This window comes from Pseudoalteromonas sp. Isolate6 (assembly GCF_022398435.1).
GTDB lineage: Bacteria > Pseudomonadota > Gammaproteobacteria > Enterobacterales > Alteromonadaceae > Pseudoalteromonas > Pseudoalteromonas galatheae.
Genome location: NZ_JAKEVK010000017.1, coordinates 1 through 22,089, shown reverse-complemented (window position 1 = coordinate 22,089; position 22,089 = coordinate 1). Strand labels below are relative to the sequence as shown.

The following is a 22,089-nucleotide window of genomic DNA, read 5'->3' as shown; positions in this document are numbered from 1 at the left end:
CGTTACGGCATAATTGCTTCTTTTAAATACTGAAACAGCTCTTTGTAGGCTTTGCCTGGCTTCTCAGCTTTTACTTCTTTACTTGCTTGGCGCGCCATCTGGCGCATTTTTTGACGCTCAAGTTCAGGATACTTATCTAATAGCTCATTAATCTTGCTATCTCCTTTGGCAATCACTTCATCGCGAATAAGCTCAATCTTGTTCAGCAACACGTCTGCTTTATTGTTCTTATTTAGCATCAAATCCATCGCAGCCTGGATCTCTTCGACATTTGGAGTACTACGTAATGTCTTGGCAATGTAGTTCATATGACGACGGTAAGCATCTGTTTTAGCACGGATCCTATCCGCAACAGTCATGGCCTCTTTAAGCTCGTCCGTTAGAGGTAACTTCTCACGCTGCTTCTTGGCAAGCCCTGCAATTTCGCAGCCTAGTTCGTGCAACTCTAGCGCCTCGCGCTTAAGCTCGCTTTTTGAAACGTAAATAATCTCTTCTTCGGTCGTTTGCTCGTGTTTAGCCATTGGTCTTGTCTATACTAGTAAATATTAAGGTCTCTAACATTAGAGTATACCACAATTGATCACTACAATAGTTAGTAGCTGTGATAGCATATTAACTAATATGTTTTAGTTAGACGAGCGAGCGGATAAGGTATCTATGACTCAATCTCAACAACACCCTATATATAATCAAATTGATGATGTGAAAAATGCAGTTGCCGATGTGTTAGCGCATGCTAAAAAACTAGGTGCAACCTCGGCAGAAGCGGCGATGTCTAGCACCTCAGGTCTGTCTGTAAGTACACGAATGGGAGAGGTTGAAACCATTGAGTTTAATCAAGATGGAGGTCTTGGTATCAGCGTGTATGTGGGTAATCATAAAGGCTCAGCATCAACCGCAGATCTGAGTCCTGACGCCTTACGCTCAGTGGTTGAAAAGGCTGTAGATATTGCTCGGTTTACCTCGGATGACCCCTGTAATGGTGTGGCTGATAAAGCCTTGCTAGAGATGTCACCAACAGATTTAGATCTTTTCCACCCTTGGCAAGTTTCTCCCGATGAAGCCATTGAGCAATGTGTTGCTGCTGAAAAAGCCGCGTTAGAATTCGATCCTCGAATTGTGAATTCTGATGGCGCGAGCTTATCGAGCCATCAAGGGATCCGTGTATACGGCAATAGCCATGGCTTAATTGCAGGGTTTCCACGTACCAGGCACAGCTTGAGTACTATGGTGATTGGTAAAGAAGGTGAGCAAATGCAACGGGACTCTGCCTATGCGTTGTCCCGCGTGCACACGGATCTAAAATCTCCTGAAGAAGTTGGTTTGGAAGCCGCGCAGTCTACGCTGGCCAAATTAGGTAGTCGTAAGGTATCAACGCGTAAAGTGCCTGTTATTTTTCGAGCGGATATCGCGAACAGCTTATTTGGGCACTTAGTGTCAGGTATTGGTGGCGGCGCGCTATATCGTAAGTCTAGCTTCTTGTTAGACTCTTTAGACACACAAATTTTTAATCGCTGCGTAAACATTGAAGAGAAGCCACATCTACTAAGAGGGCTTGCTTCTAGTCCTTTTGATAGTGAAGGTGTAAAAACCATAGACCGTGAAATTATCACAGATGGCGTACTGAATACTTACTTATTGGCAAGCTATGCTGCACGTAGAATGAATATGCAATCGACAGGTCACGCGGGTGGGATCCATAACTGGTTAGTAAAACCAACACACGGTGATTTAACCAGTCTACTTGCGTCGATGGGTACTGGTTTGTTAGTCACTGAACTAATGGGGCAAGGTGTTAATACAGTAACCGGTGATTACTCAAGAGGCGCTGCTGGTTTTTGGGTCGAGAATGGTGAGCTGCAATATCCTGTGAGTGAAATTACGATTGCTGGCAATTTAAAAGATATGTTTATGGGGATTGAAGGCGTTGGCGGTGATATTGAGTGTCGAGGCGCAGTACAAACCGGATCTATACTACTCAATAATATGCAAATAGCGGGCGAATAACTCTCTTCCTCAGCTCAAGAAATGCTGGCTTTGACCAGCATTTCCCGCCATTTCGACACTGTTACACTAATAACCAAGTCGCTGTGCCAAGGAATGCGAAGATCCCGACGATATCGGTAACGGTTGTTAGCACTACACTGCCAGCTAGTGCTGGGTCGATATTCATTTTCTTTAGCATAATAGGAATACTGGCACCCGCGATACCAGCTGCGACTAAGTTCATAAACATCGCAAAGGCAATAACGGCACCGAGTGTAAAATCCCATTGCCATATAGCAATAACCCCAGCGATCAATACAGACCAAAGCACACCGTTTAGTGCACCGATCGCCAGCTCTTTACCCATTAAAAACTTTTGGTTAGTTTGGTTAATATGACCAAGGGCAATACCACGAATAACTAGAGTTAGTGTTTGGCTACCGGCAACGCCACCCATACTTGGCACTATGCCATTTAACACTGCGAGAATAGGTAAAATATCCAGAGTACCTTCGAAGAAGCTCGCAACAAACGCAGCCATCAAGGCGGTTAGCAGGTTAATCCCAAGCCAAATAGAGCGGCGCTGGCTACTTTTTAGAACTGGCGCAAAAGTATCTTCTTCATCTTCAAGACCTGCCATACTTAATAAGCTGTGCTCGGCATCTTCACGGATAACGTCAACAACGTCATCAATGGTGACACGACCAAGCAAATGAGCGTTATCGTCAACGACAGGAGCAGAGATCCAGTTGTGGCGCTCAAAAAGCTGCGCCACTTCAGATTCGTCCATAGAGATAGGGATCGTTTCTTTATCTTCATCCATCCAGTCTCGAACCATACTGTCAGGAGATTTAGTTAATAAAGTATTGACTGATAAGGTGCCTAAAAAGCAGTTGTCTTTATCAACTACATATAACTCATCTGTACCATTTGGCAACTCACCTTTAAGACGTAGATATCTAAATACAACTTCTAAGGTAACATCGGGGCGAATGGTGACCGTGTCGGTGCTCATCAGGGCACCTGCCGAGTGTTCCTTGTAGGACAATGCTTGTGTCGCACGTTCTCTGTCTTGGCTATCCATCGCGCCAATAACATCTTGGTAGACGGTATCAGGCAGGCTCCTTAGGACATCACCAAGATCATCGTCGTCCATGTCTTCTGTAGCGGCAGCAATTAGCTCCGGCTCCATTTGGGCGATGATCCCAAGTCTTACGTCCTCTGACAGTTCCTCCAAGACATCCCCTTGGATATCTGGGTCGACGAGCTGCCATAACATAGAACGAACTTTATGCGGAGATGACTCTAACAGTAGTGCTGTATCACAAGGTGCCGTCTCTGCGAGCATGCGCCTAACTTGAACAAACTGACCACTGTTTAAGGCTTTGGTTACCTTTTGGAGTTGTTCCAGTGTGTAGTCTTGTTCAAATACTTCAGGCATAGGCATCCTTTTTGATAATAGTGGTGACTATCGTGATTAAGTTAACCCTATTCGTATACTTTATTGCAGAAATCAATTTCTTAATTTGAATGCTATTCGTGTTGTTTCTGCTGGTGGGTTGTTATCGTTAATACACCTTAAAGGTGTACGCAACGATAATTTAAGTTTACCTCGGTAACTAACTTTACCGCACGAAAGAAACCTAAATTGGTATTACAGTGTAACTCAGTTTACTGGGAACTACCAAGGTTTACGCTTAATTATGAGAGACTTATTAGACCACTTTGGTTACGGAGGAGGGGGAGATTAGCAGGGAGTAAATGAATCAGGCCTTATTGTTTTACCGGCGGTTATTCGGATTCATTAAACTTATTTTCTATCAGTCCACCAATGGCATCTAATGCATATTGAGCATCAGGGCCTTCGCAGACAACTCGTACCTCTTTGCCTTGGCTACTTTCAAGTAACAGCAGTGCTAGAACGCTATCAGCAGCTGCGCTTTTGTCTCCTTGATATAAGGTCACTTCGGCATCAAATTGGGTAGCTAATTGAGCAAGAACCGTCGCAGCTCGGGCATGCAGACCTAGCTTGTTCTGGATTAAAAACGTATCTTCTAACATTTAACCCTCTTGCTCACGATGACGAATTTTGACGTTAGGGTGGGTTTTAGCAAAACGCTCGCCTATGGTTTGTGCGAGGTATACCGAACGGTGCTGCCCTCCAGTGCATCCTATTGCGATTGTTAGATAGCTGCGATTGTTACGTTCTAAGTGTGGTAACCAAGTTTGTACAAAGGTTTGAATTTGCCAAGTAAACTTTTGCACTATGCTGTGACTCGACAAATAGTCTTTGACTGGCTGATCTAGGCCCGTGAGCGGCTTAAGCTCAGGTTCCCAATGTGGATTGGGTAAAAAGCGCGCATCAAAAACGTAATCCGCTTGTTTTGGAATACCGTGTTTAAAGCCGAAAGATTCAAAGGTAATAATGAGTTGTTTGTCTTTTTTACCTAAGATTTTTTCGCGAATATCTTCAGCAAGTTGATGAACGCTCAGGCCTGTAGTATCAATGAGGAAGTCGGCGCGAGTGATCAATACATCTAATAATTCTCGTTCTTTCTTAATTGCAACATCTAATGGGAGGTTATGCAGTGAAAGCGGGTGCAAACGGCGTGTTTCTGAGAAACGTTTTATCAGGGTTTGATCGTCACTGTCTAAATAAAACAGGGTAGGTTTGGCGAAGCCTGGTAAGTACTCAAGAATGTCATTAAACTCGTCTTGTTCTTTAGGCAAGTTTCTAACATCAATGCTCACTGCAATTTTATTATAATTGTCGGAAACACTACGGACTAAAGAGGGCAGTAAGTTGACTGGAATATTATCTACACAATAGTAGCCCAAATCTTCCAATACTCGAAGCGCTACAGATTTACCAGAGCCAGATCGGCCACTGATAATGATAAGCTCGAGTCCTTTTTCTTCATCACTCATCAAATTCACCTTGGATCACTGCATATAACTCATCATCACTTTTTGCTTGCCTAAGCATTTTGCAAAAAGACTTGTCTTGGAGTGTATCAGCAATCGCCGCTAAGGTCTTCAGGTGCTGTTGATTATCACCTTCAGGTACGATGAATGCGACAAAAATATCGACCGGCTGCTTATCTATGGCTTCAAACTGGATCCCTTGCTCACTGACAAGTACCATTGCAAGGATTTTATCTAACCCTTCAAGTCGTCCATGAGGAATAGCAATGCCTTTACCAATCCCAGTGCTACCTAATTTCTCTCGCGCCATTAAAGCGTCCAAGATAGCATGCTGACTGGTATTTGGAATTTGACTATGAGCCAGTTCGCTGATGTATTCTAAAATACGTTTTTTGCTATTAAAAAGGACCGCAGCTTTACTGCAGTCCTTGTTCACTAATTCACTTAATTTCATCTTAGTGTCGAGTGAGCTTCTCTTTGTGTTTAATAACTTGACGATCTAGCTTGTTGATAAGGCCATCAATTGCGGCATACATATCTTGATGCTCTGTTGATGCAAATAGTTCGCCGCCGTTTACGTGTAATGTTGCTTCTGCTTTTTGTACTAGCTTCTCGACATCTAGGATCACATGCACGTTATTGATATGATCAAAGTGCCTTTCTAGCTTCGCAAACTTGTTGGTGACATAGTCTCTTAATGAGTCAGTAATTTCTACATGGCGACCAGTTAGATTTAGTTGCATAAGCATTTTTCCTTCTTGGGTTTTACGTCTTATATCAAACTTTTACGCTGATTTGACGGTGGAATGGCCAGGGATTCACGATATTTTGCAATCGTGCGTCTCGCTACCTTAATTCCTTGCTCAGCTAAGATATCTGCAATTTTGCTGTCACTCAATGGCTTCGCGGTATTTTCTGCAGCTATCAGCTTTTTGATAAGTGCCCTAATTGCTGTGGAAGAGCACTCACCTCCATTTTCTGTACTTACATGGCTAGAGAAGAAATACTTCAGCTCAAATATTCCCCGAGGTGTATGCATATATTTTTGTGTTGTCACACGGGAAATTGTGGACTCATGCATCTCAACCATTTCAGCAACATCATTTAGCACCATAGGGCGCATTGCTTCGGGGCCATGTTCAAAGAATGCCTGTTGTTGTTGCACAATGCAATTGGTAACTTTTAATAAAGTATCATTTCGGCTTTCTAAGCTTTTAATAAACCATTTTGCTTCTTGTAAATGAGAGCGAATAAACTGACTATCCGTACTGGATTTCGCCGTTCTAGACATCGCAGCGTAGTGATCGTTTACTCTTATTTTAGGCATAGCATCAGGGTTTAGCTCTACGACCCAACGACCTTTTACTTTTTTCACCGATACATCAGGGATCACATACTCAGGTTCTTCATGAATAATGCTTGCCGCAGGCTTTGGGTTAAGACTATGAATTAGCGTCATCACCTCTTTGAGATCGGCTTCTTTAAGGCGCGTTTTCTTAGCCAAAGTTCGATAGTCACGGCTGGCAAGCAAATCAATATGCTCTGTCAGGATCATTTTCGTTTCGGCAATCCATGGCGTATCTGGGGCGAATTGGTTTAGCTGAATACATAAGCATTCTTGTAAACTACGCGCAGCGATACCAACAGGGTCAAAAAGCTGAATACGTTTGAGTACGGCTTCGACTTCATCTAGCTCAATAGGCTCTTCGCTATCTTCGTCATTAATGCTCTCTAAAATGTCTTCGCAAGAGAGTGTTAAAATGCCTGACAGGTCGACCGCTTCAATAATCGCAATCGCAATAGCTCTATCTGTTGGACTAAATGGGGTCAACTCAAGTTGCCACATGAGATAATCATGGAGAGATTCAGAGGTTTCCCCTTGATAAACATTATCGTCATCAGGGAGTGGACCTGAGCTGGCGGCTGGAGCTGCGCTCATATACTCGTCCCAAGTGACATCCATGGCGAGATCATCGCTCACCGTGTCTTTGCTCATGGCGGTATCTGAGTCTATCTCATAGTCACTAACCGATGCTTCATCGCCTGAATTTTGATTATCTTCAGTGCTGCTCTTTTCTTGGCCGTGTTGGTCAGCATTTTCGCCGTCAGTATTATCACCTTCTTCCACTTCCAATAATGGATTGCTGTCTAATGCTTCTTGTATTTCCTGTTGCAGATCCAATGTACTAAGCTGCAGCAAGCGAATAGCTTGTTGCAGTTGTGGAGTCATTGTAAGTTGCTGCCCCATGCGCAGCTGTAATGATTGCCTCATGTATCTCTAACAATCCTTTTTAACAGTTATTAATACTACGTCTTAACTATAGCTTGAATTGTTCGCCTAGGTAGACATCTCTTACGGTTTGATCTGCCAAAACATGTTCTGGCGTGCCTGCAGCGATTAACTCACCATGTGAAACGATGTAGGCCTTTTCACATACGTCTAGTGTTTCTCTTACGTTGTGATCGGTGATTAATACACCGATACCGCGGTTTTTTAGGTGCTCTATGATTGTCTTTATATCTAACACCGAAATTGGATCAACACCAGCAAAAGGTTCATCTAACAGGATAAACTTGGGATTAGCGGCTAAAGCGCGAGCAATTTCTACCCGTCTTCTTTCGCCTCCCGATAATGCCATACCCTGTGAATCGCGAATATGTTGAATATTAAATTCATCTAATAACTCATTTAGCTCAGCCTCTCTTTCAACTTTAGTTAAGTCTTTTCGAGTTTCTAAAATCGCCATTAAATTTTGATAGACCGTGAGCTTTCTAAAGATTGAAGACTCTTGCGGAAGATAGCCAATGCCAAGTCGCGCGCGGCTATGCATCGGTAGTAAAGTGATGTCTTCGCCATCAATCTGAATAAAACCTTTATCGCTTGGTACTAATCCTACTATCATGTAAAAAGTAGTGGTTTTACCTGCGCCATTTGGGCCTAACAAACCTACAATACTGCCAGCTTGGACACTTAAGCCAACATTCTTGACGACTTCACGACCTTTATAACTCTTTGCTAAACCCGTTGCTTTGAGCTCGCTCATTAATTGTTACCTTCTTCCTGCGCTTTTTTATCTTTTGCGTCTTTTTTATCATCTACAGGAACAAGTATGGTTCTTACACGGGAGTCTTCTTGATCTGAGCGCTCAGCGCTGATCAATTGCTTTTCAATGTCGTAGGTGATGACTTGCGCATTGATTTTTTGCCCAGTTTGATTGATTTCCGCATCGCCAGAAATCACTAGGGTTCCTTTAGCTACATCGTAACGGATTTCATTTGCTTTGGCTTCTAGCAAGTTGCCATCAGGTTGACGTTCGCTAAAAGTGGCAGGGCTGCCAGTTGCAACAAGCAGCTGTTTATTTGTACCAAGCTCTGCGCGGCGGTGAACCTCTAGGCGGTCAGCATTTATTTTTCTGTTGCCATGAATAATTACAACATTCTGTTCAAAAATACCGATATTGCTTTGCAGCTGAGCTTGCTGACGGCCAGCATCAATAATGACTTCATTTTGTTCTGCGGCAATAGCCAGAGTAGAACTTGCAAGCAAGCCGATGCAAACTAGGTTGTTAATGATTTTACTGGTCATAATAAATTGTCTTTGTGTGGTTGATGAGTTCGATCACTTGCTTTTGCAGATCCGCATGTAGCCCTTTACCCGTGATCCTAAGACTAGGACCCGTGATAACAACAGGGTGTTCCGACTTCATCAATTTTTGCTTAATTTCAACTCTTACATTGTCGGCATTAATATCAGTGATCATGGCGTTAGGTGTTAAATTCTTTGCCAATACATTGCCTTCCAAGATTAAAGTATTGTTTTCGTATAATGTTGCTTCCGATGAACTTATTTGCCAATTTTGCTCACCGTTATACAAAGTGAAAATAGGTTTTTCAAAGTGACTAAAGCCAAGATCTTGATACAACTCCATCTTATCAGCAGTTACTTGATAGTTTAATAAGCCATTTTCACTATAGGTCGTTTGTTGAAGCGTGGTTGCAACGTAATCTGGCTTAGCTAACGGTTCATCTTCCTTTGTTGGATCCGTCTCTGATGGATTGAACATGGGTGACCACATCCATATCATTAAAGAAGCGAAAACAATGAGTAAAATGACACGCAATACGGTCATGTACTTGATCCTTTGGAAGTTAATAAGTGCTTCTGGCTAAGCATAATGAGATCAGTAAGCTCTCTCACAGCACCAAAACCACCAGGCATTAAGGTCGTGTAATGAGCGATGTGCTTAACAAGAGGGTGTGCATCATTGACGGCAACGGCGAAACCGACTCGTTCCATTACGGGTAGGTCTGGACCATCATCACCAATATACGCGATTTCATCATCGCTAAGGTTAAGCTTAGCTTTCAGTTCATCATATGCCACTACCTTGTTTTCTTGACCTTGGTAAATATAAGTTACATTTAAACTAGTCATGCGTTGCTGAACAATTTGTGAATGTCTTCCTGTGATCACTGCAACCTCAATTCCACAATCAATCAAAGCCTTAATACCAAACCCGTCTTTGGTATTAAAAGCTTTCAGTTCTTCGCCATTATTGCCAAGGTATATACGGCCATCTGAAAACACGCCATCAATATCACAAATCAATAATTTAATTTGCTTTGCTTTTTCCCAAGCTGTAGTTGAAATTGCCTGATATAAATCTTCAAACTGCATTACAGTACCCCCGCTCTAAGTAAATCCTGCGTATTTAAGGCACCAACCGGAACGTTGTTTTCATTTACCACAATTAAGCCATTAATTCGCTTGGTTTCCATGATATTGAGTACCTCAGCCGCGAGCATATCGGCGCGTGCTGTTGTACTTTTTGCCGTCATTACTTGCGTGATAGGGGTGGTGTGAATATCGATCTTTTGTTCAATAATACGGCGTAAGTCGCCATCGGTAAAAATACCTTGTAATTGTATGTTTTCATCTACGATTGCGGTCATACCTAAACTTTTGGCAGAGATCTCAAACAAGGCCTCTTTAACTGTGCAATGGCTGTCGACCATTGGGATTGCATCTCCTTGATGCATGACGTCAGCAACGGTTAGTAGTAGTCGTCTTCCTAAACTACCGCCAGGATGGGAGAGCGCAAAATCATCAGCCGTGAAGCCTCTGGCTTCAAGTAGCGCAACTGCGAGTGCATCACCCATCACTAGCGTAGCTGTGGTGCTAGCTGTAGGTGCAAGCCCTAATGGGCACGCCTCTTTTGATACTTTGACACAAAGATGGACTGTCGCGTTTAGAGCCATTGTAGAGTTAGGGTTACCTGTCATGGAGATTACTGGCGCACCTAAGCGCTTAATCACAGGTAGGATTGAGATTACCTCTTGGGTTTCCCCCGAGTTGGAGATCATCAATACTACATCATCTTTGGTGATCATACCCAAGTCGCCGTGACTCGCTTCGCCTGGATGAACAAAAAACGCAGGACTGCCGGTACTTGCGAGCGTTGCTGCAATTTTATTACCAATGTGGCCAGATTTACCCATGCCAATTACGATGATCCGGCCTTGGCAGCCAAACATAATTTCACAGGCTTTTGCAAATTGTTGATCAACGAACTGCTGCACTTCTTCTATTGCTGCAAGTTCGGTAGCAAAAACTTGATTTGCAGAATCGATAAATGGGCTCTTTGTCACTAGACTTCCTTAAATGATGTAGTAAATGTAACCGGCGAAGCTTGCGACAAGTATGCCGCCTTCTAAACGGTTAATGCGACGCTTACCTGTCAAGCTGAGGCTCATTAGGATAAGCAGCAGTGTCGCGCCGAGCATAATAAAGATATCACGTGAAGCAATATTGGCGTCGAGGACGGATGGATTCATGATCCCGGCAATCGATAGCACCGCCAAGATGTTAAAAATATTCGAACCAATAATATTACCAAGGGCTAAGTCGTCTTCATTTTTCAACACGCCAGCAATACAGGCGGCAAGCTCTGGTAGGCTAGTGCCAACGGCAATAATGGTTAGCCCTATAAGCAAGTCACTCATACCAAAATATTTGGCTATATCAACGGCTGCACCAACCAAGTAATCCGCGCTAACTGGCAGTAGGATCATTCCTACAACTAACCAAAATAAGGCCTTTTGAGTTGGGATATTATCTGGTACTTCCTCGCAGGCCTCACTTACAAATGGGTCATCGCTATCTCCATCACCACGTTTTGTGATGATGATTAATGTGATCAGAAAAGCGATAAAACCCACTAATAATAAAACACCTTCAACGAAGCTAAAGTGGTTATCACTTACGATATACCACGCAACTAGTGAAACGATAACTAACAGCGGCATTTCGCGGCGTAAAATACCAGAACCGACTGATAGCGGTCTTAATAACGCAGTAAGGCCCAAAACGAGCAAAATATTGGCAATGTTAGAACCTATGGCATTACCTACGGCGGTGTCTGTTTTATCTGCAAGAGCGGCTTGCGCAGCAACCATCATTTCTGGCGCTGAAGAACCCATGGCCACAATAGTTAAACCAACAATTAATGTCGGTACACCAAAGTTTCGTGCAAGAGCAGCCGCACCAAAAACAAAGCGGTCAGCACTCCAAACCAATGCAATGAAGCCAAGAATGAGAATAACAAACGATAAAACCATGAACCTCTAGCCAATAGGATTAAAATTTCGTTAGATACTACCAAAAGCGCTCTGGAAAGTATAAGCAAACCGTTACATTTCACGACTTACAAAATTTTACCAAAACGATTTTCCATCTTGTTTGAAAAAAAAGTATCATACTTGGATGAATATAGTCTGGATCTGGAGAGCGACTTGTCGCAGTCAATTGTAGAAATCAAGGATGTAACCTTCTCTCGGGGTGAAAGGATCATCTACAAAAACATGAGCTTTTCTGTACCAAAGGGCAAAATTACCGCAATAATGGGGCCGAGCGGTATTGGTAAAACCACCATGCTTCGTTTAATTGGTGGTCAGCTTAAGCCTGATAGCGGTGATATTCTTTTTGCTGGAAACAGTATCCCTAATATGTCACGAACAGCTTTGTATCAAGCTCGAACGCGCATGAGCATGTTATTTCAAAGCGGTGCTTTGTTTACCGATATGAGTGTGTTCGACAATGTGGCTTTTCCCCTACGCGAGCATACTGAACTATCTGAAGAGTTAATTCGTTTAGTGGTGTTGATGAAGCTCCAAGCCGTTGGTCTTCGTGGTGCAAAAGATTTAATGCCAGCGGAGCTTTCTGGTGGTATGGCAAGACGTGCTGCTCTAGCGCGTGCTATCGCGCTTGATCCTGAATTAATTATGTATGATGAACCGTTTGCAGGTCAGGATCCGATTTCCATGGGTGTTCTAGTTCGGTTGATTAAGTCTCTGAATGAAGTGTTGGGGTTATCGTCGCTGATAGTCACCCATGATGTCACCGAAGTGCTGAGTATTGCCGATCACGTCGTCATTATTGCTGAGCAAGGTGTGATTGGTACAGGAACCCCTGAGCAGATGCTTGAACACGAATCGCCATTAGTGCAGCAGTTCTTACAGGGCCTTGCGGATGGGCCTGTACCATTCCACTTTAAAGCGCCTGATTATCAGCAAGCGCTGTTGCAAGGAGAGTGAATATGGTCGACTTTTTACAAAAACTAGGCCACAAAACTCTTAGCCGTTTTGCTGCGCTTGGCCGTGCCACAACGATGCTTTTTGGTGCGCTATGTAGCTTACCTAATTTCCGAAAAGGCACGCCACTGTTGATAAAGCAACTTTACATGGTTGGTCATCAGTCATTGTTGATTATCATGGTGTCGGGTTTATTTATCGGCATGGTATTGGCATTACAAGGCTATACCGTGTTGGTTGGATACGGCGCAGAAGATAGCCTAGGGCCTTTGGTTGCTTTGAGTTTACTCAGAGAGCTAGGCCCTGTGGTAACCGCACTCTTATTTGCAGGGCGCGCAGGCAGTGCGTTAACTGCAGAAATCGGTTTGATGAAGGCAACTGAGCAATTATCTAGTTTAGAAATGATGGCGATAGACCCGCTTAAGCGCGTGGTAGCCCCTCGCTTTTGGGCCGGTTTTATTAGTATGCCATTACTCGCACTGATATTCTCTGCGATCGCTATTTTAGGCGCACACTTGGTGGGTGTTGATTGGTTAGGCGTAGATTCAGGTAGCTTCTGGTCAATTATGCAATCGCAAGTGTCGTTTCAACAAGACATCTTAAATGGTCTTATTAAGAGTTTCGTATTTGCACTATTAGTAACTTGGATCGCGCTATACAAAGGCTATGACTGTATTCCTACTTCAGAAGGAATAAGTAAAGCGACGACAGAGACGGTAGTACATTCTTCACTGGCTGTACTTGGCTTTGACTTTGTATTAACAGCGGTTATGTTCTCAAGTTAAAAGGTTTTTAAAAATGAATACACGGAAAATAGAAATTTTAGTTGGCTTGTTCGTGGCGTTGGGCGTTGCTGCATTTGTAATGTTGGCGCTAAAGGTGGCTAACTCAGGCTTAAGCGGCAATGGTGAGACCTACACCTTACAGGCTAAATTCGAAAATATAGGCTCGTTGAAAACCCGTGCTCCAATTAAGGTGGGTGGGGTTGTGATTGGTCGTGTTGATGGAATTCACATCCATCCACAAGAGTTCGTGCCGGTAGTTTCAATGAGTTTAGATAAAAACTACGAGTGTCAGTTTTCTGATACATCGTCGGTTTCGATTTTGACGTCGGGCATTTTAGGTGAGCAATATTTAGGTATTTCTCCCGTTATTGCCGCCGAATCAGCGAAGCAAAAATGTCTTGGTCAGGAAGTAACGAGTGAAGATAGCGTTGATCTAGAGTCTCTCTTTGGTGTGGAAACAAAGGCATTAAAAGACGGTGACATGATCACAGATACAAAATCCGCACTTGTATTAGAAGAGCTAATCGGTCAGTTCCTATTTAATCAAGGGAGCGAGTAAATATGTTAAAAAATATCTATGTAAAATGTCTGACTTTGTTTGTAGCCTTGATGGCTACTGCATTGGTTCAGGCGAAAGAAGTGGACTCAAGCGATCCATACAAAATGGTAGAGCAAGTTGCGGCGCAAACTTTTCAGCGTGTTACCAAAGATCAAAGCATCATTGCAAAAGACAAAGAACACCTACGTGTGATCGTTGAAGAAGAGCTCTTGCCTTACATTGATTACAAATATGCCGCGTATCGTGTACTAGGATCTTATATTCAGACCGTCCGCAATATTGAGGATAAACAAGAGAAAGCAGCAGCTGTTGAGCATATTAAAGAGTTTATTGAAGTATTCAAAAATTACTTGGTAGCGACTTATGCTGGCGTGTTTACTCAATATAAAGATCAGAAAGTAGAATTTGGTGAGCATCGCCCATTTGAGAGCGAGGGCGTCGTGGTTGTTAAGACCAAAATTGTAGAGCCTGGAAAGCCTGATATCAAAATTGACTTTAAGGTTAGACGTGGTCAAGACGGCGATTGGCGTGCTTTTGACATGATGGCGGAAGGCATTAGTTTACTCGATGCCAAACAATCGGAGCTACACGGTATTTTGCGCCAGCAAGGTATTGAACATGTGATCCAACTGTTGGATAAAAAGAGCAAGCTACCAGTGCAATTTAGAGGGGATGATGGTGACGCCTAATATTTCATTCACCGAAAGTAAAGGTGAAATCGTGTTAACTGGTGAACTTACAAGAGCGAGTTTGCCAAGCGCACTGAAACAGTCAACCATCGTTCAAGTGTTGAAAAATGCACAATCAACCGTCTATTTTAACCTTTCTGAGGTGACAAGGGTTGACACTGCGGGCTTAGCTTGGTTAATTCACTCTTTAGGTCAATTGAAACAGCGCGACATTCGTCTCGAGCTGAAAAATACGCCTGAACAACTGCAAAATTTAATGGAGTTGGGACAGGTGACAACCCTATTTGAGTGAGTCTAATGGAAACAAATCAAGTCGAAACTTTATTAAAAGATGCGCTATCACTTGACGAGATCATCGTCAAAGCTAATGGTAGTCACTACGAAGTCATTGCTGTTGGAACGTGTTTTGACGGATTAAGAAGGCTGAAAAGAGAACAGCTTATCTATGGCCCACTGATGGATACTATTAAAGACGGCACTATGCATGCTGTTAGCATCCGTGCATTCACACCTGATGAATGGCAAAAAGAGCGCAAATTTATTCTTCCACAATAACGGAGTGCCGCAATGGATCAGTTTGTTATCCAAGGTGGCACCACTTTAGCCGGTGAAGTCACTATTTCCGGGGCTAAAAACGCAGCCCTACCTATTTTATTCGCCGCTCTGCTTGGTGATGGTAAAAGCCGTTTTTCTAATGTACCGCACTTACGCGATATTGGTACCACTGAAGCTTTATTAAAAACATTAGGTGCTGCAGTTGAGTGGGATGGTGATATCTTAGAAATCAATGGTGCCACGGTAAATAGCGTGCTTGCACCTTATGAGCTCGTTAAGCAAATGCGTGCGTCGGTCTTGGCGCTAGGCCCATTAGTTGCAAGGTTTGGTCAAGCTCAGGTTTCACTGCCAGGAGGTTGTGCTATCGGTGCTCGTCCTGTCGATCTGCATATTTCTGGGCTTGAGAAAATGGGTGCTAAGATCAAAGTTGAGAATGGTTACATCCATGCGGTAACTGAGGGTCGTCTGCGGGGCGCCGAGATCTTTATGGAAACCGTCAGCGTTGGTGCTACTGAAAACTTACTGATGGCTGCAACCCTCGCCGATGGTAAAACTGTGATAGACAATGCTGCAAGAGAGCCTGAGATTATTAACTTAGCGGAATGCTTAGTTGCTATGGGTGCCAAGATCAGCGGTGCAGGCTCCAGCCGAATCGAGATCGAAGGCGTTGAACGTCTCAACGGTTGCGAGCATAAAATCCTTCCAGATCGTATTGAAACGGGGACCTTTTTAGTTGCTGCGGCAATGGCAAAAGGCGAAGTACTCTGTAAAAACACGGATTATCATAGCCTTGAGCCTGTACTTGAAAAGCTACGAGCTGCTAATGCTATTGTTGAGGTAAGTGAAGACAATATTTATGTAGATATGCGTCAACGCACTTTGAAAGCCGTTAATATCAAAACCATGCCACATCCAGGTTTTCCAACAGATATGCAGGCTCAGTTTACTGCATTAAATGTGGTGGCTGAAGGGAGTGCGACAATCACAGAAACTATCTTTGAAAATCGCTTTATGCATGTGCCGGAGCTACAGCGCATGGGCGCAAATATTCGTTTAGAAGGCAACACTGCAATCTGTGGTGAGACTGAATCGCTATCAGGTGCTCAGGTGATGGCAACCGATTTACGCGCATCAGCGAGTCTTATATTAACGGGAATTGTTGCAACGGGCGAAACCGTTGTCGACCGCATCTATCACGTTGATAGGGGTTATCAGAAGATAGAAGATAAGCTAAGTCGTTTAGGTGCAAATATAAAACGCCGTAAAACCTAAGCTTAATTAAGTAAGTTAGTATAAAAAACGAAAAAGCGTCCATCTGGACGCTTTTTGCTTAACCTTTTTGCCTAATATAACCCTGTTTCGAGTTCAGCGACTTCCACCGTAATGGTGAGGCGCTGCCCCCCTCTGAGTACTTCAAACTCGAGTTTTGTACCAGGCGCGGTATTACCTATCGTTTTTAATGTCCTCTGTGGATTAGTCACAGGCTCTCCACCTACTTTAACGACAATATCGTGTTCTTTCATACCTGCTTGCCATGCAGGGCCTAGTGGGTCTAATTCGCTCACCGCAAGGCCGACAATTGGTGTGTAGAGATCCGTTACGCTTTTACCTGTATTGTCAACTGGCGTGCCTCTGAAGCCGAGATAACCTCGGATCACTCGGCCATCCATAATGAGTTTATGCATGACATCCAATGCAAGGTCATAAGGGATTGCAAACGAGATACCTTGAATATCAATGTTCAAGCGCGTGCGAAATTGTGCAGAGGTAATACCAACGAGTGCACCATTAGAATTGACAACGGCACCACCGGAATTACCAACATTAATTGCCGCATCCATTTGCAGTAAATTATTGAACTGGCTTTCCGTAAGTGTTTGTTTACCTGTAGCACTGATAATACCTTGCGTAATGGTTTGTCCAATGTTCAACGGATTACCAATTGCGAGCACCACATCTCCAACACGGGGCGAGTAATCATGATCGATAGGAATGACTGGCAAATTCTCTGCTGGAATTTTTAATAAAGCTAAATCCGTAATGGTGTCAAAGCCAATTAGTTGCGTATCGCTATACTGGCGGCCATCAGGAAGAAGCACAATGATTTGATCAGCATTGTTCACCACATGATAGTTTGTCAGTATGTAACCGTCTCGGCTCATAATAACACCAGAGCCAAGCTCTCTAACCGTACTTTGGCGCTGATATCTTGGTTGATTGCTAAAACCCTCGGAAAAAATCGTCACGACAGCTGGAGCGGTTTTTTCTACTGCATCAGCAAAACTCATATGGTGGGCCTGAATATGTGGGGCCTCAAGCTTTGGCAGGTTTTCCCTTAATTCAGGATTAAACCAAATGATGATAAAAGCGATCCCAAGCCCGGCAAGCAGCGGTGGAAAAATGAATTTAATTAATTTGAACACAAGAGCTTATATTTATCGTTATCTGATACTGCTAATAATGACACAAAAAAAAACACAGCGACAAGTTTCGCTGTGTTTCATTTTAATATTTCTCGATTTCGTTACTGAATGAGGTAGAAAACCGTTTCACGGTCACGTTTAATCCCAAGCACAATATTGCCTTTGATACCGTCGATAAGCTTAGACATATCTTTGACGCTAGTAACGCGTTTTCGATTCACTTGCATGATCACATCGCCCTCTTCAAGTCCAACACGTGCTGCTGGTGAACGAGGTTCTATAGATGTGATAACGACACCTTCATTGCCGTTGCGCTCGCCGCTCTCTAGTACCGCACCTCGTAGGTTTGGATGTACGTCCTCAGCGTTAGCCTGTTCTTCTTGCTTGCCACCAAGCTCCACGTCGATAAATTTGGTCTTGCCATCACGGTAGACGCCAAGTCGCACTTCACGACCTTCACCCATTGTCGCCACTTTACCGTGAAGTTCATTAAAGCTCTCAATTTCGTCTCCGTTTAGGCTGACAATAACATCATTGGCTTTCAGGCCGGCTTTGTCCGCTGCTGAGTCTTCAACTACACGCATGACATAAGCACCACGTTTAACTTCGAAACCTTGCGCTTTAGCTAGACCAGCATCTAGGGTACGGCCTAAAATACCTAATGAGCCACGGCGAACTTCGCCATACTCGACAATTTGGTCCACCAGATTTTTCATCATGTTTGACGGAATAGCAAAGCCGATCCCTACATTTCCACCAGATGCACCTAAAATAGCAGTGTTGATACCAATGAGTTCGCCGTTTAAGTTAACCAAAGCACCACCTGAGTTGCCTTGGTTGATTGCCGCATCTGTTTGGATAAAGTCTTCATAGCCTTCGATATTCAGGCCGCTACGACCTAGTGCACTGATTATCCCTGAAGTGACTGTATGACTTAAACCAAATGGGTTACCAATAGCAACGGAAAAATCACCCACTCTCAACTTGTCTGAATTAGCGAGTTTGATTTCTGTTAGGTCTTCGCCATCGATTTGTAGTAATGCGATATCAGATTCGGCGTCGCTACCGATTAATTTAGCCTCAAACTCTCTGCCATCCTTCAGAGTGACCAGCATTTCGTCTGCATCATCAATAACGTGATTGTTCGTAACCACATAGCCTTTATCTGCATTGATAATGACACCTGAGCCGAGGCCACTAAAAGGGCGCTTTTGGCTACGTGGTTGCGGTTGTCCAAAGAAAAAATCGAAAGGGTCGACGCGACGACGCACTTCTTTAGCGCCTTTTACTTGGATACTGACAACGCCGGGGGCTACTTTTTCCAGCATGGGTGCTAGCGTTGGCAGCTGCTGGCCGTCCACGGCAACAGGAAGTTTGGCCATGCTTTGCTGCGGTAACAGCAATAAGCTAGAAGAGAGTAAAGCGGCCGATAACAAAGATAGTTTAAATTTCATAGTCGTGAAGTACTCCGCTATTAGCGTTAATATAGGTCATAAGAGGCTGATAACTAGCCTCTTATTAGTAATCAATAACTTCTTTTAAAGACTATGGGGTCGACAAAAAGTTTCATCAAGAGGCTTTAATTTGCTCACTTTCTTTTTTTTGACCAGAAAATAACCCTGTTTCACCTTCTGCATAATCACTTGGTGGCGCCTCAAAGCTTGGATCTTGCTTACGTCTTCTCTCTGGACGTGCTTGTAGAGAAGCTTGTAGCTGTTCTGTGGTCTCTTTCGAGAAAAAAGGATCCGCAGGATGAGATGGGCGATCCTGTGTAAGTAGCTGATTCGTTTCTTCCACATGGGTAAGCAATTGCTGATAGCTATCTTGCATTTTATTTACCAGCTTTTTGGTGCTAGATAGGTGATCTGATACATCTTGACGATATTGCTCAAGGTCGTGTTTAGCTTGTTGTGCTTGCACTTCTAACTCATGGTGTTTGAACTGCTTTTTCGTTACAAAGCCACCTAAAAAGAATGCAGCAATGGCAACAATGATCAGTAATCCAAGCCAAGTAACGGTAGTCATATGTTTCTCCCTGTGTGCCTCAACGGCAAATAAAATTAAAACTCTGTTAGAGTTAAATATACGCTGTGAATACAGTCGTGTTAATATAACCTACAAACAAATCGTAAAAAAATATTTAAGTCGATGACGCCTTGGGAAAAATATCAGCAAGACCTACAACGTGATGATTTTCAATATGACAGTGCGCAAGAAAATGCCGTAAAGCATTTACAGCGACTGTATGACGACCTTGTCAATCAGCCACCAGCCAAACAAAGTTTCTTCTCACGCTTGTTTGGCAAAGTTGAGCAACCAAAAGTGAAGGGTTTATACTTTTGGGGTGGAGTAGGGCGTGGAAAAACTTATCTAGTTGATACTTTCTACGATGCGTTGCCGACGGAGCGCAAAATGCGGGTGCATTTTCACCGCTTTATGCATCGTGTTCACGCAGAATTGAAAAAGCTCAAAGACGTAAAAAATCCGCTGGAAAGCATTGCCGACACTTTTAAATCAGAAACTGATCTTATTTGTTTTGATGAATTTTTTGTCCAAGACATCACCGATGCCATGCTACTTGGTGGATTAATGCAGGCGCTGTTTGAACGTGGAATCGTATTGGTAGCGACTTCTAATATAATCCCCGATGAACTGTACCGAAATGGGCTGCAGCGAGCTCGATTTTTACCTGCCATTGAGTTGGTAAAGGCCAATACTGAGGTTGTTAATGTAGACTCGGGTATTGACTATCGTTTACGTACTTTGGAACAAGCGGAAATTTTTCACAGTCCGCTTGATAAGCAAGCTGATGAAAACTTATTCGATTACTTTAACAAATTGTCTCCAGAGCCGGGTACTGCTGGCAAAGCAATCGAGATTGAAGGTCGGATGATCCAAACTCGAATGGTGTCTGACTGTATCGTTATGTTTGACTTTCCTGCGCTATGTGAAACCGCTCGTTCGCAAGTGGATTACATGGAAATCAGCCGGTTATATAACACTGTTATCTTGTCTAATGTGAAGCAAATGGGCCAGCAAAACGATGATGCTGCAAGACGTTTTATTGCGCTTGTGGATGAATTTTACGAGCGAAATGTGACGCTTATCATCTCGGCGGCGGCGCCTATTACTGAACTTTATACCGATGGCACACTGAATTTTGAGTTCAAACGCTGCATAAGCCGTTTGCAAGAAATGCAATCCCATGAATATTTAGCAAAAGAGCACTTAGCCTAACGGCAATTACTTTTCTGTTAAGAGGACTTGTTCGACATGGGGTGGTAAACATCGTATTTGAATAAGTCCGTTTCACGCATACGTCATCGTTTCGTTGGATTTTTTGCCTTTTCGATTTTTTTCGAAATTCTTCAGATTTTCTTGTAGAAAAAAGCACCAAGCGCTGGTTTTCACCCAGAAGGCTTGCTATAATCCGCGGCCTGCCACGTTGCGTTCTATTGCCCTCGTCGGCTTAGCCACTGACTTGAGCGGCATAAAAGTCTTAAACTCGAAGGGGTTAAAGCAAATACAAGTAGAGCGGTAGTCCAAGGACTGCCTGTGGTTTTAAAATTGAAAACTTTGGATTTTTATAATGAAAACGTTTGTTGCTAAACCAGAAACTGTAAAACGTGACTGGTACGTAGTTGACGCTGAAGGTAAAACTTTAGGTCGCATCGCTACTGAAATCGCTCGTCGCCTTCGCGGTAAGCATAAAGCTGAGTACACTCCACACGTTGACACTGGTGATTACATCATCGTAATCAACGCTGAGAAAGTTACTGTAACTGGTAATAAAACTCAGGACAAAATGTACTATGCTCACTCTGGTTACCCAGGTGGCCTTAAGTCTATCAACTTTGAGAAACTTCAAGCTAAAAAGCCTGAAATGATCATCGAGAAAGCGGTTAAAGGCATGTTACCTCGCGGTCCTCTAGGTCGTGAAATGTTCCGTAAACTTAAAGTTTACGCTGGTAACGAGCACAACCACGCTGCACAGCAGCCTCAGGTTCTAGACATTTAAGGAGCACTATCATGGCAAATCAATACTACGGTACAGGTCGTCGTAAAAGTTCAAGTGCTCGCGTATTCCTACGCCCAGGCACTGGCAACATCGTAATCAATAAGCGCTCTTTAGAAGAGTTCTTCGGTCGTGAAACTTCTCGCATGGTTGTTCGTCAGCCTCTAGAGTTAGTTGAAATGACAGAAAAGTTTGACTTATACATCACTGTTGCAGGTGGTGGTACAACTGGTCAAGCGGGTGCTATCCGTCACGGTATCACACGTGCACTAATGGAGTTTGACGAGTCACTACGTCCAACTCTACGTAAAGCTGGCTTTGTTACTCGTGATGCTCGTAAAGTTGAGCGTAAGAAAGTTGGTCTTAAGAAAGCACGTAAGAAGACACAGTTCTCTAAGCGTTAATTTATTACGTTTCAAGAATTCAAAAACCCAGCTTATGCTGGGTTTTTTGTTTTTAATACTGTGGAACTCAGCAATTGGAGTAAGCTTGTTCTTGAGATTTCCTTCAATTTCGCTCAAAAATATCGCATCGAGTTAAAAAAGTTCAATAAATATAATAA

General features: G+C 43.3%; 27 protein-coding genes. 11 read left to right on the top strand and 16 right to left on the bottom strand.

What is annotated here, in order from left to right; translation table 11 throughout:
• Positions 1 to 2: 2 nt before the first annotated feature.
• A complete protein-coding gene (gene yjgA, locus L1D50_RS04175) occupies positions 3 to 521 on the bottom strand; it encodes a ribosome biogenesis factor YjgA (protein WP_010376654.1) in 519 nt (172 codons plus the stop codon).
• A 136-nt stretch (positions 522 to 657) separates the two neighbouring features.
• On the opposite strand from yjgA, the gene pmbA reads away from it, so the two are divergent.
• The gene (pmbA, locus tag L1D50_RS04170) at positions 658 to 2,007 is read left to right on the top strand and encodes a metalloprotease PmbA (RefSeq protein ID WP_239965589.1); all 1,350 of its coding nucleotides are present in this window, start codon (positions 658 to 660) and stop codon (positions 2,005 to 2,007) included.
• 61 nt (positions 2,008 to 2,068) lie between these two features.
• Here the strand turns inward: pmbA and mgtE are convergent, their stop codons facing one another.
• The 12 genes from mgtE to L1D50_RS04110 form a co-directional block, all read right to left on the bottom strand.
• Positions 2,069 to 3,427 carry a magnesium transporter gene (gene mgtE / locus L1D50_RS04165; RefSeq protein ID WP_128727575.1) on the bottom strand — a complete coding sequence of 453 codons (1,359 nt, stop codon included), beginning with the start codon at positions 3,425 to 3,427 and terminating at the stop codon, positions 2,069 to 2,071.
• Positions 3,428 to 3,777: 350 nt separating this feature from the next.
• The gene (locus L1D50_RS04160; RefSeq protein ID WP_010376658.1) at positions 3,778 to 4,047 is read right to left on the bottom strand and encodes an HPr family phosphocarrier protein; all 270 of its coding nucleotides are present in this window, start codon (positions 4,045 to 4,047) and stop codon (positions 3,778 to 3,780) included.
• A complete protein-coding gene (gene rapZ, locus L1D50_RS04155; protein WP_010605937.1) occupies positions 4,048 to 4,914 on the bottom strand; it encodes an RNase adapter RapZ in 867 nt (288 codons plus the stop codon).
• A complete protein-coding gene (gene ptsN, locus L1D50_RS04150) occupies positions 4,907 to 5,365 on the bottom strand; it encodes a PTS IIA-like nitrogen regulatory protein PtsN (protein WP_128727576.1) in 459 nt (152 codons plus the stop codon). Before ptsN ends, rapZ begins: the two co-directional genes overlap by 8 nt.
• A gap of 1 nt (position 5,366) precedes the next feature.
• Positions 5,367 to 5,654 (bottom strand): ribosome hibernation promoting factor, encoded by a 288-nt coding sequence (gene hpf, locus L1D50_RS04145; protein WP_128727577.1) that lies wholly within the window; start codon positions 5,652 to 5,654, stop codon positions 5,367 to 5,369.
• 29 nt (positions 5,655 to 5,683) lie between these two features.
• A complete protein-coding gene (locus L1D50_RS04140) occupies positions 5,684 to 7,183 on the bottom strand; it encodes an RNA polymerase factor sigma-54 (RefSeq protein ID WP_128727578.1) in 1,500 nt (499 codons plus the stop codon).
• Positions 7,184 to 7,229: 46 nt separating this feature from the next.
• Complete coding sequence (gene lptB / locus L1D50_RS04135; RefSeq protein ID WP_128727579.1) at positions 7,230 to 7,955, bottom strand: LPS export ABC transporter ATP-binding protein; 726 nt, start codon at positions 7,953 to 7,955, stop codon at positions 7,230 to 7,232.
• Entirely contained in the window at positions 7,955 to 8,497 is a 543-nt protein-coding gene (gene lptA, locus L1D50_RS04130) for a lipopolysaccharide transport periplasmic protein LptA (RefSeq protein WP_138521431.1), read from the bottom strand. The genes lptB and lptA overlap by 1 nt, the downstream gene beginning before the upstream one ends.
• Entirely contained in the window at positions 8,487 to 9,041 is a 555-nt protein-coding gene (lptC, locus tag L1D50_RS04125; RefSeq protein WP_138521430.1) for an LPS export ABC transporter periplasmic protein LptC, read from the bottom strand. The genes lptA and lptC overlap by 11 nt, the downstream gene beginning before the upstream one ends.
• A complete protein-coding gene (gene kdsC, locus L1D50_RS04120; RefSeq protein ID WP_138521429.1) occupies positions 9,038 to 9,589 on the bottom strand; it encodes a 3-deoxy-manno-octulosonate-8-phosphatase KdsC in 552 nt (183 codons plus the stop codon). Before kdsC ends, lptC begins: the two co-directional genes overlap by 4 nt.
• The gene (locus L1D50_RS04115; RefSeq protein ID WP_128727583.1) at positions 9,589 to 10,560 is read right to left on the bottom strand and encodes a KpsF/GutQ family sugar-phosphate isomerase; all 972 of its coding nucleotides are present in this window, start codon (positions 10,558 to 10,560) and stop codon (positions 9,589 to 9,591) included. Before L1D50_RS04115 ends, kdsC begins: the two co-directional genes overlap by 1 nt.
• A 9-nt stretch (positions 10,561 to 10,569) precedes the next feature.
• Positions 10,570 to 11,529 carry a calcium/sodium antiporter gene (locus L1D50_RS04110; protein WP_128727584.1) on the bottom strand — a complete coding sequence of 320 codons (960 nt, stop codon included), beginning with the start codon at positions 11,527 to 11,529 and terminating at the stop codon, positions 10,570 to 10,572.
• 174 nt (positions 11,530 to 11,703) lie between these two features.
• Between L1D50_RS04110 and L1D50_RS04105 the strand changes: the two genes are divergently transcribed.
• From L1D50_RS04105 to murA, 7 genes are read left to right on the top strand one after another with little or no spacing between them, the layout of a single operon-like run.
• Positions 11,704 to 12,504 (top strand): ATP-binding cassette domain-containing protein, encoded by an 801-nt coding sequence (locus L1D50_RS04105; RefSeq protein ID WP_193554575.1) that lies wholly within the window; start codon positions 11,704 to 11,706, stop codon positions 12,502 to 12,504.
• 2 nt (positions 12,505 to 12,506) lie between these two features.
• Positions 12,507 to 13,286: a lipid asymmetry maintenance ABC transporter permease subunit MlaE gene (gene mlaE / locus L1D50_RS04100; RefSeq protein WP_010376675.1), complete on the top strand. Its 780-nt coding sequence runs from the start codon at positions 12,507 to 12,509 to the stop codon at positions 13,284 to 13,286.
• A gap of 13 nt (positions 13,287 to 13,299) precedes the next feature.
• The gene (gene mlaD / locus L1D50_RS04095) at positions 13,300 to 13,845 is read left to right on the top strand and encodes an outer membrane lipid asymmetry maintenance protein MlaD (RefSeq protein ID WP_128727585.1); all 546 of its coding nucleotides are present in this window, start codon (positions 13,300 to 13,302) and stop codon (positions 13,843 to 13,845) included.
• A 2-nt stretch (positions 13,846 to 13,847) separates the two neighbouring features.
• A complete protein-coding gene (locus L1D50_RS04090; RefSeq protein ID WP_128727586.1) occupies positions 13,848 to 14,534 on the top strand; it encodes an ABC transporter substrate-binding protein in 687 nt (228 codons plus the stop codon).
• Positions 14,521 to 14,826: an STAS domain-containing protein gene (locus L1D50_RS04085; RefSeq protein ID WP_010376680.1), complete on the top strand. Its 306-nt coding sequence runs from the start codon at positions 14,521 to 14,523 to the stop codon at positions 14,824 to 14,826. The genes L1D50_RS04090 and L1D50_RS04085 overlap by 14 nt, the downstream gene beginning before the upstream one ends.
• A gap of 5 nt (positions 14,827 to 14,831) precedes the next feature.
• Complete coding sequence (locus L1D50_RS04080; RefSeq protein WP_128727587.1) at positions 14,832 to 15,089, top strand: BolA family protein; 258 nt, start codon at positions 14,832 to 14,834, stop codon at positions 15,087 to 15,089.
• Between the two features lie 12 nt (positions 15,090 to 15,101).
• Positions 15,102 to 16,361 (top strand): UDP-N-acetylglucosamine 1-carboxyvinyltransferase, encoded by a 1,260-nt coding sequence (gene murA / locus L1D50_RS04075; RefSeq protein WP_128727588.1) that lies wholly within the window; start codon positions 15,102 to 15,104, stop codon positions 16,359 to 16,361.
• A gap of 71 nt (positions 16,362 to 16,432) precedes the next feature.
• Here murA and L1D50_RS04070 read toward each other — a convergent pair whose 3' ends face one another.
• The 3 genes from L1D50_RS04070 to L1D50_RS04060 form a co-directional block, all read right to left on the bottom strand.
• The gene (locus tag L1D50_RS04070; protein WP_128727589.1) at positions 16,433 to 17,512 is read right to left on the bottom strand and encodes a trypsin-like peptidase domain-containing protein; all 1,080 of its coding nucleotides are present in this window, start codon (positions 17,510 to 17,512) and stop codon (positions 16,433 to 16,435) included.
• 101 nt (positions 17,513 to 17,613) lie between these two features.
• Positions 17,614 to 18,966, bottom strand: coding sequence for a DegQ family serine endoprotease (locus L1D50_RS04065; protein ID WP_128727590.1), 1,353 nt, complete (start codon positions 18,964 to 18,966; stop codon positions 17,614 to 17,616).
• A gap of 115 nt (positions 18,967 to 19,081) precedes the next feature.
• Positions 19,082 to 19,537, bottom strand: coding sequence for a YhcB family protein (locus L1D50_RS04060; RefSeq protein ID WP_239965588.1), 456 nt, complete (start codon positions 19,535 to 19,537; stop codon positions 19,082 to 19,084).
• Between the two features lie 123 nt (positions 19,538 to 19,660).
• Between L1D50_RS04060 and zapE the strand changes: the two genes are divergently transcribed.
• The 3 genes from zapE to rpsI all read left to right on the top strand — a co-directional run bounded on the left by zapE (position 19,661) and on the right by rpsI (position 21,931).
• Entirely contained in the window at positions 19,661 to 20,749 is a 1,089-nt protein-coding gene (zapE, locus tag L1D50_RS04055) for a cell division protein ZapE (RefSeq protein WP_239965587.1), read from the top strand.
• A 352-nt stretch (positions 20,750 to 21,101) separates the two neighbouring features.
• Positions 21,102 to 21,530, top strand: a complete 429-nt coding sequence (gene rplM, locus L1D50_RS04050; RefSeq protein ID WP_010376694.1) for a 50S ribosomal protein L13 — start codon at positions 21,102 to 21,104, stop codon at positions 21,528 to 21,530.
• Positions 21,531 to 21,538: 8 nt separating this feature from the next.
• Entirely contained in the window at positions 21,539 to 21,931 is a 393-nt protein-coding gene (rpsI, locus tag L1D50_RS04045; protein WP_161568695.1) for a 30S ribosomal protein S9, read from the top strand.
• The last annotated feature ends 158 nt before the right edge of the window (positions 21,932 to 22,089 follow it).

What these genes read in the sequence shown, in the direction of transcription:
- rapZ (WP_010605937.1), bottom strand. Translation starts at nt 4,914, where the DNA reads ATGAGTGATGAAGAAAAAGGACTCGAGCTTATCATTATCAGTGGCCGA.
- yjgA (WP_010376654.1), bottom strand. Translation starts at nt 521, where the DNA reads ATGGCTAAACACGAGCAAACGACCGAAGAAGAGATTATTTACGTTTCA.
- zapE (WP_239965587.1), top strand. Translation starts at nt 19,661, where the DNA reads ATGACGCCTTGGGAAAAATATCAGCAAGACCTACAACGTGATGATTTT.
- L1D50_RS04080 (WP_128727587.1), top strand. Translation starts at nt 14,832, where the DNA reads ATGGAAACAAATCAAGTCGAAACTTTATTAAAAGATGCGCTATCACTT.
- mgtE (WP_128727575.1), bottom strand. Translation starts at nt 3,427, where the DNA reads ATGCCTGAAGTATTTGAACAAGACTACACACTGGAACAACTCCAAAAG.
- kdsC (WP_138521429.1), bottom strand. Translation starts at nt 9,589, where the DNA reads ATGCAGTTTGAAGATTTATATCAGGCAATTTCAACTACAGCTTGGGAA.
- lptA (WP_138521431.1), bottom strand. Translation starts at nt 8,497, where the DNA reads ATGACCAGTAAAATCATTAACAACCTAGTTTGCATCGGCTTGCTTGCA.
- L1D50_RS04140 (WP_128727578.1), bottom strand. Translation starts at nt 7,183, where the DNA reads ATGAGGCAATCATTACAGCTGCGCATGGGGCAGCAACTTACAATGACT.
- murA (WP_128727588.1), top strand. Translation starts at nt 15,102, where the DNA reads ATGGATCAGTTTGTTATCCAAGGTGGCACCACTTTAGCCGGTGAAGTC.
- lptB (WP_128727579.1), bottom strand. Translation starts at nt 7,955, where the DNA reads ATGAGCGAGCTCAAAGCAACGGGTTTAGCAAAGAGTTATAAAGGTCGT.
- rplM (WP_010376694.1), top strand. Translation starts at nt 21,102, where the DNA reads ATGAAAACGTTTGTTGCTAAACCAGAAACTGTAAAACGTGACTGGTAC.
- L1D50_RS04110 (WP_128727584.1), bottom strand. Translation starts at nt 11,529, where the DNA reads ATGGTTTTATCGTTTGTTATTCTCATTCTTGGCTTCATTGCATTGGTT.
- mlaD (WP_128727585.1), top strand. Translation starts at nt 13,300, where the DNA reads ATGAATACACGGAAAATAGAAATTTTAGTTGGCTTGTTCGTGGCGTTG.
- L1D50_RS04060 (WP_239965588.1), bottom strand. Translation starts at nt 19,537, where the DNA reads ATGACTACCGTTACTTGGCTTGGATTACTGATCATTGTTGCCATTGCT.
- lptC (WP_138521430.1), bottom strand. Translation starts at nt 9,041, where the DNA reads ATGACCGTATTGCGTGTCATTTTACTCATTGTTTTCGCTTCTTTAATG.
- L1D50_RS04065 (WP_128727590.1), bottom strand. Translation starts at nt 18,966, where the DNA reads ATGAAATTTAAACTATCTTTGTTATCGGCCGCTTTACTCTCTTCTAGC.
- ptsN (WP_128727576.1), bottom strand. Translation starts at nt 5,365, where the DNA reads ATGAAATTAAGTGAATTAGTGAACAAGGACTGCAGTAAAGCTGCGGTC.
- L1D50_RS04085 (WP_010376680.1), top strand. Translation starts at nt 14,521, where the DNA reads ATGGTGACGCCTAATATTTCATTCACCGAAAGTAAAGGTGAAATCGTG.
- pmbA (WP_239965589.1), top strand. Translation starts at nt 658, where the DNA reads ATGACTCAATCTCAACAACACCCTATATATAATCAAATTGATGATGTG.
- mlaE (WP_010376675.1), top strand. Translation starts at nt 12,507, where the DNA reads ATGGTCGACTTTTTACAAAAACTAGGCCACAAAACTCTTAGCCGTTTT.
- L1D50_RS04090 (WP_128727586.1), top strand. Translation starts at nt 13,848, where the DNA reads ATGTTAAAAAATATCTATGTAAAATGTCTGACTTTGTTTGTAGCCTTG.
- L1D50_RS04160 (WP_010376658.1), bottom strand. Translation starts at nt 4,047, where the DNA reads ATGTTAGAAGATACGTTTTTAATCCAGAACAAGCTAGGTCTGCATGCC.
- hpf (WP_128727577.1), bottom strand. Translation starts at nt 5,654, where the DNA reads ATGCAACTAAATCTAACTGGTCGCCATGTAGAAATTACTGACTCATTA.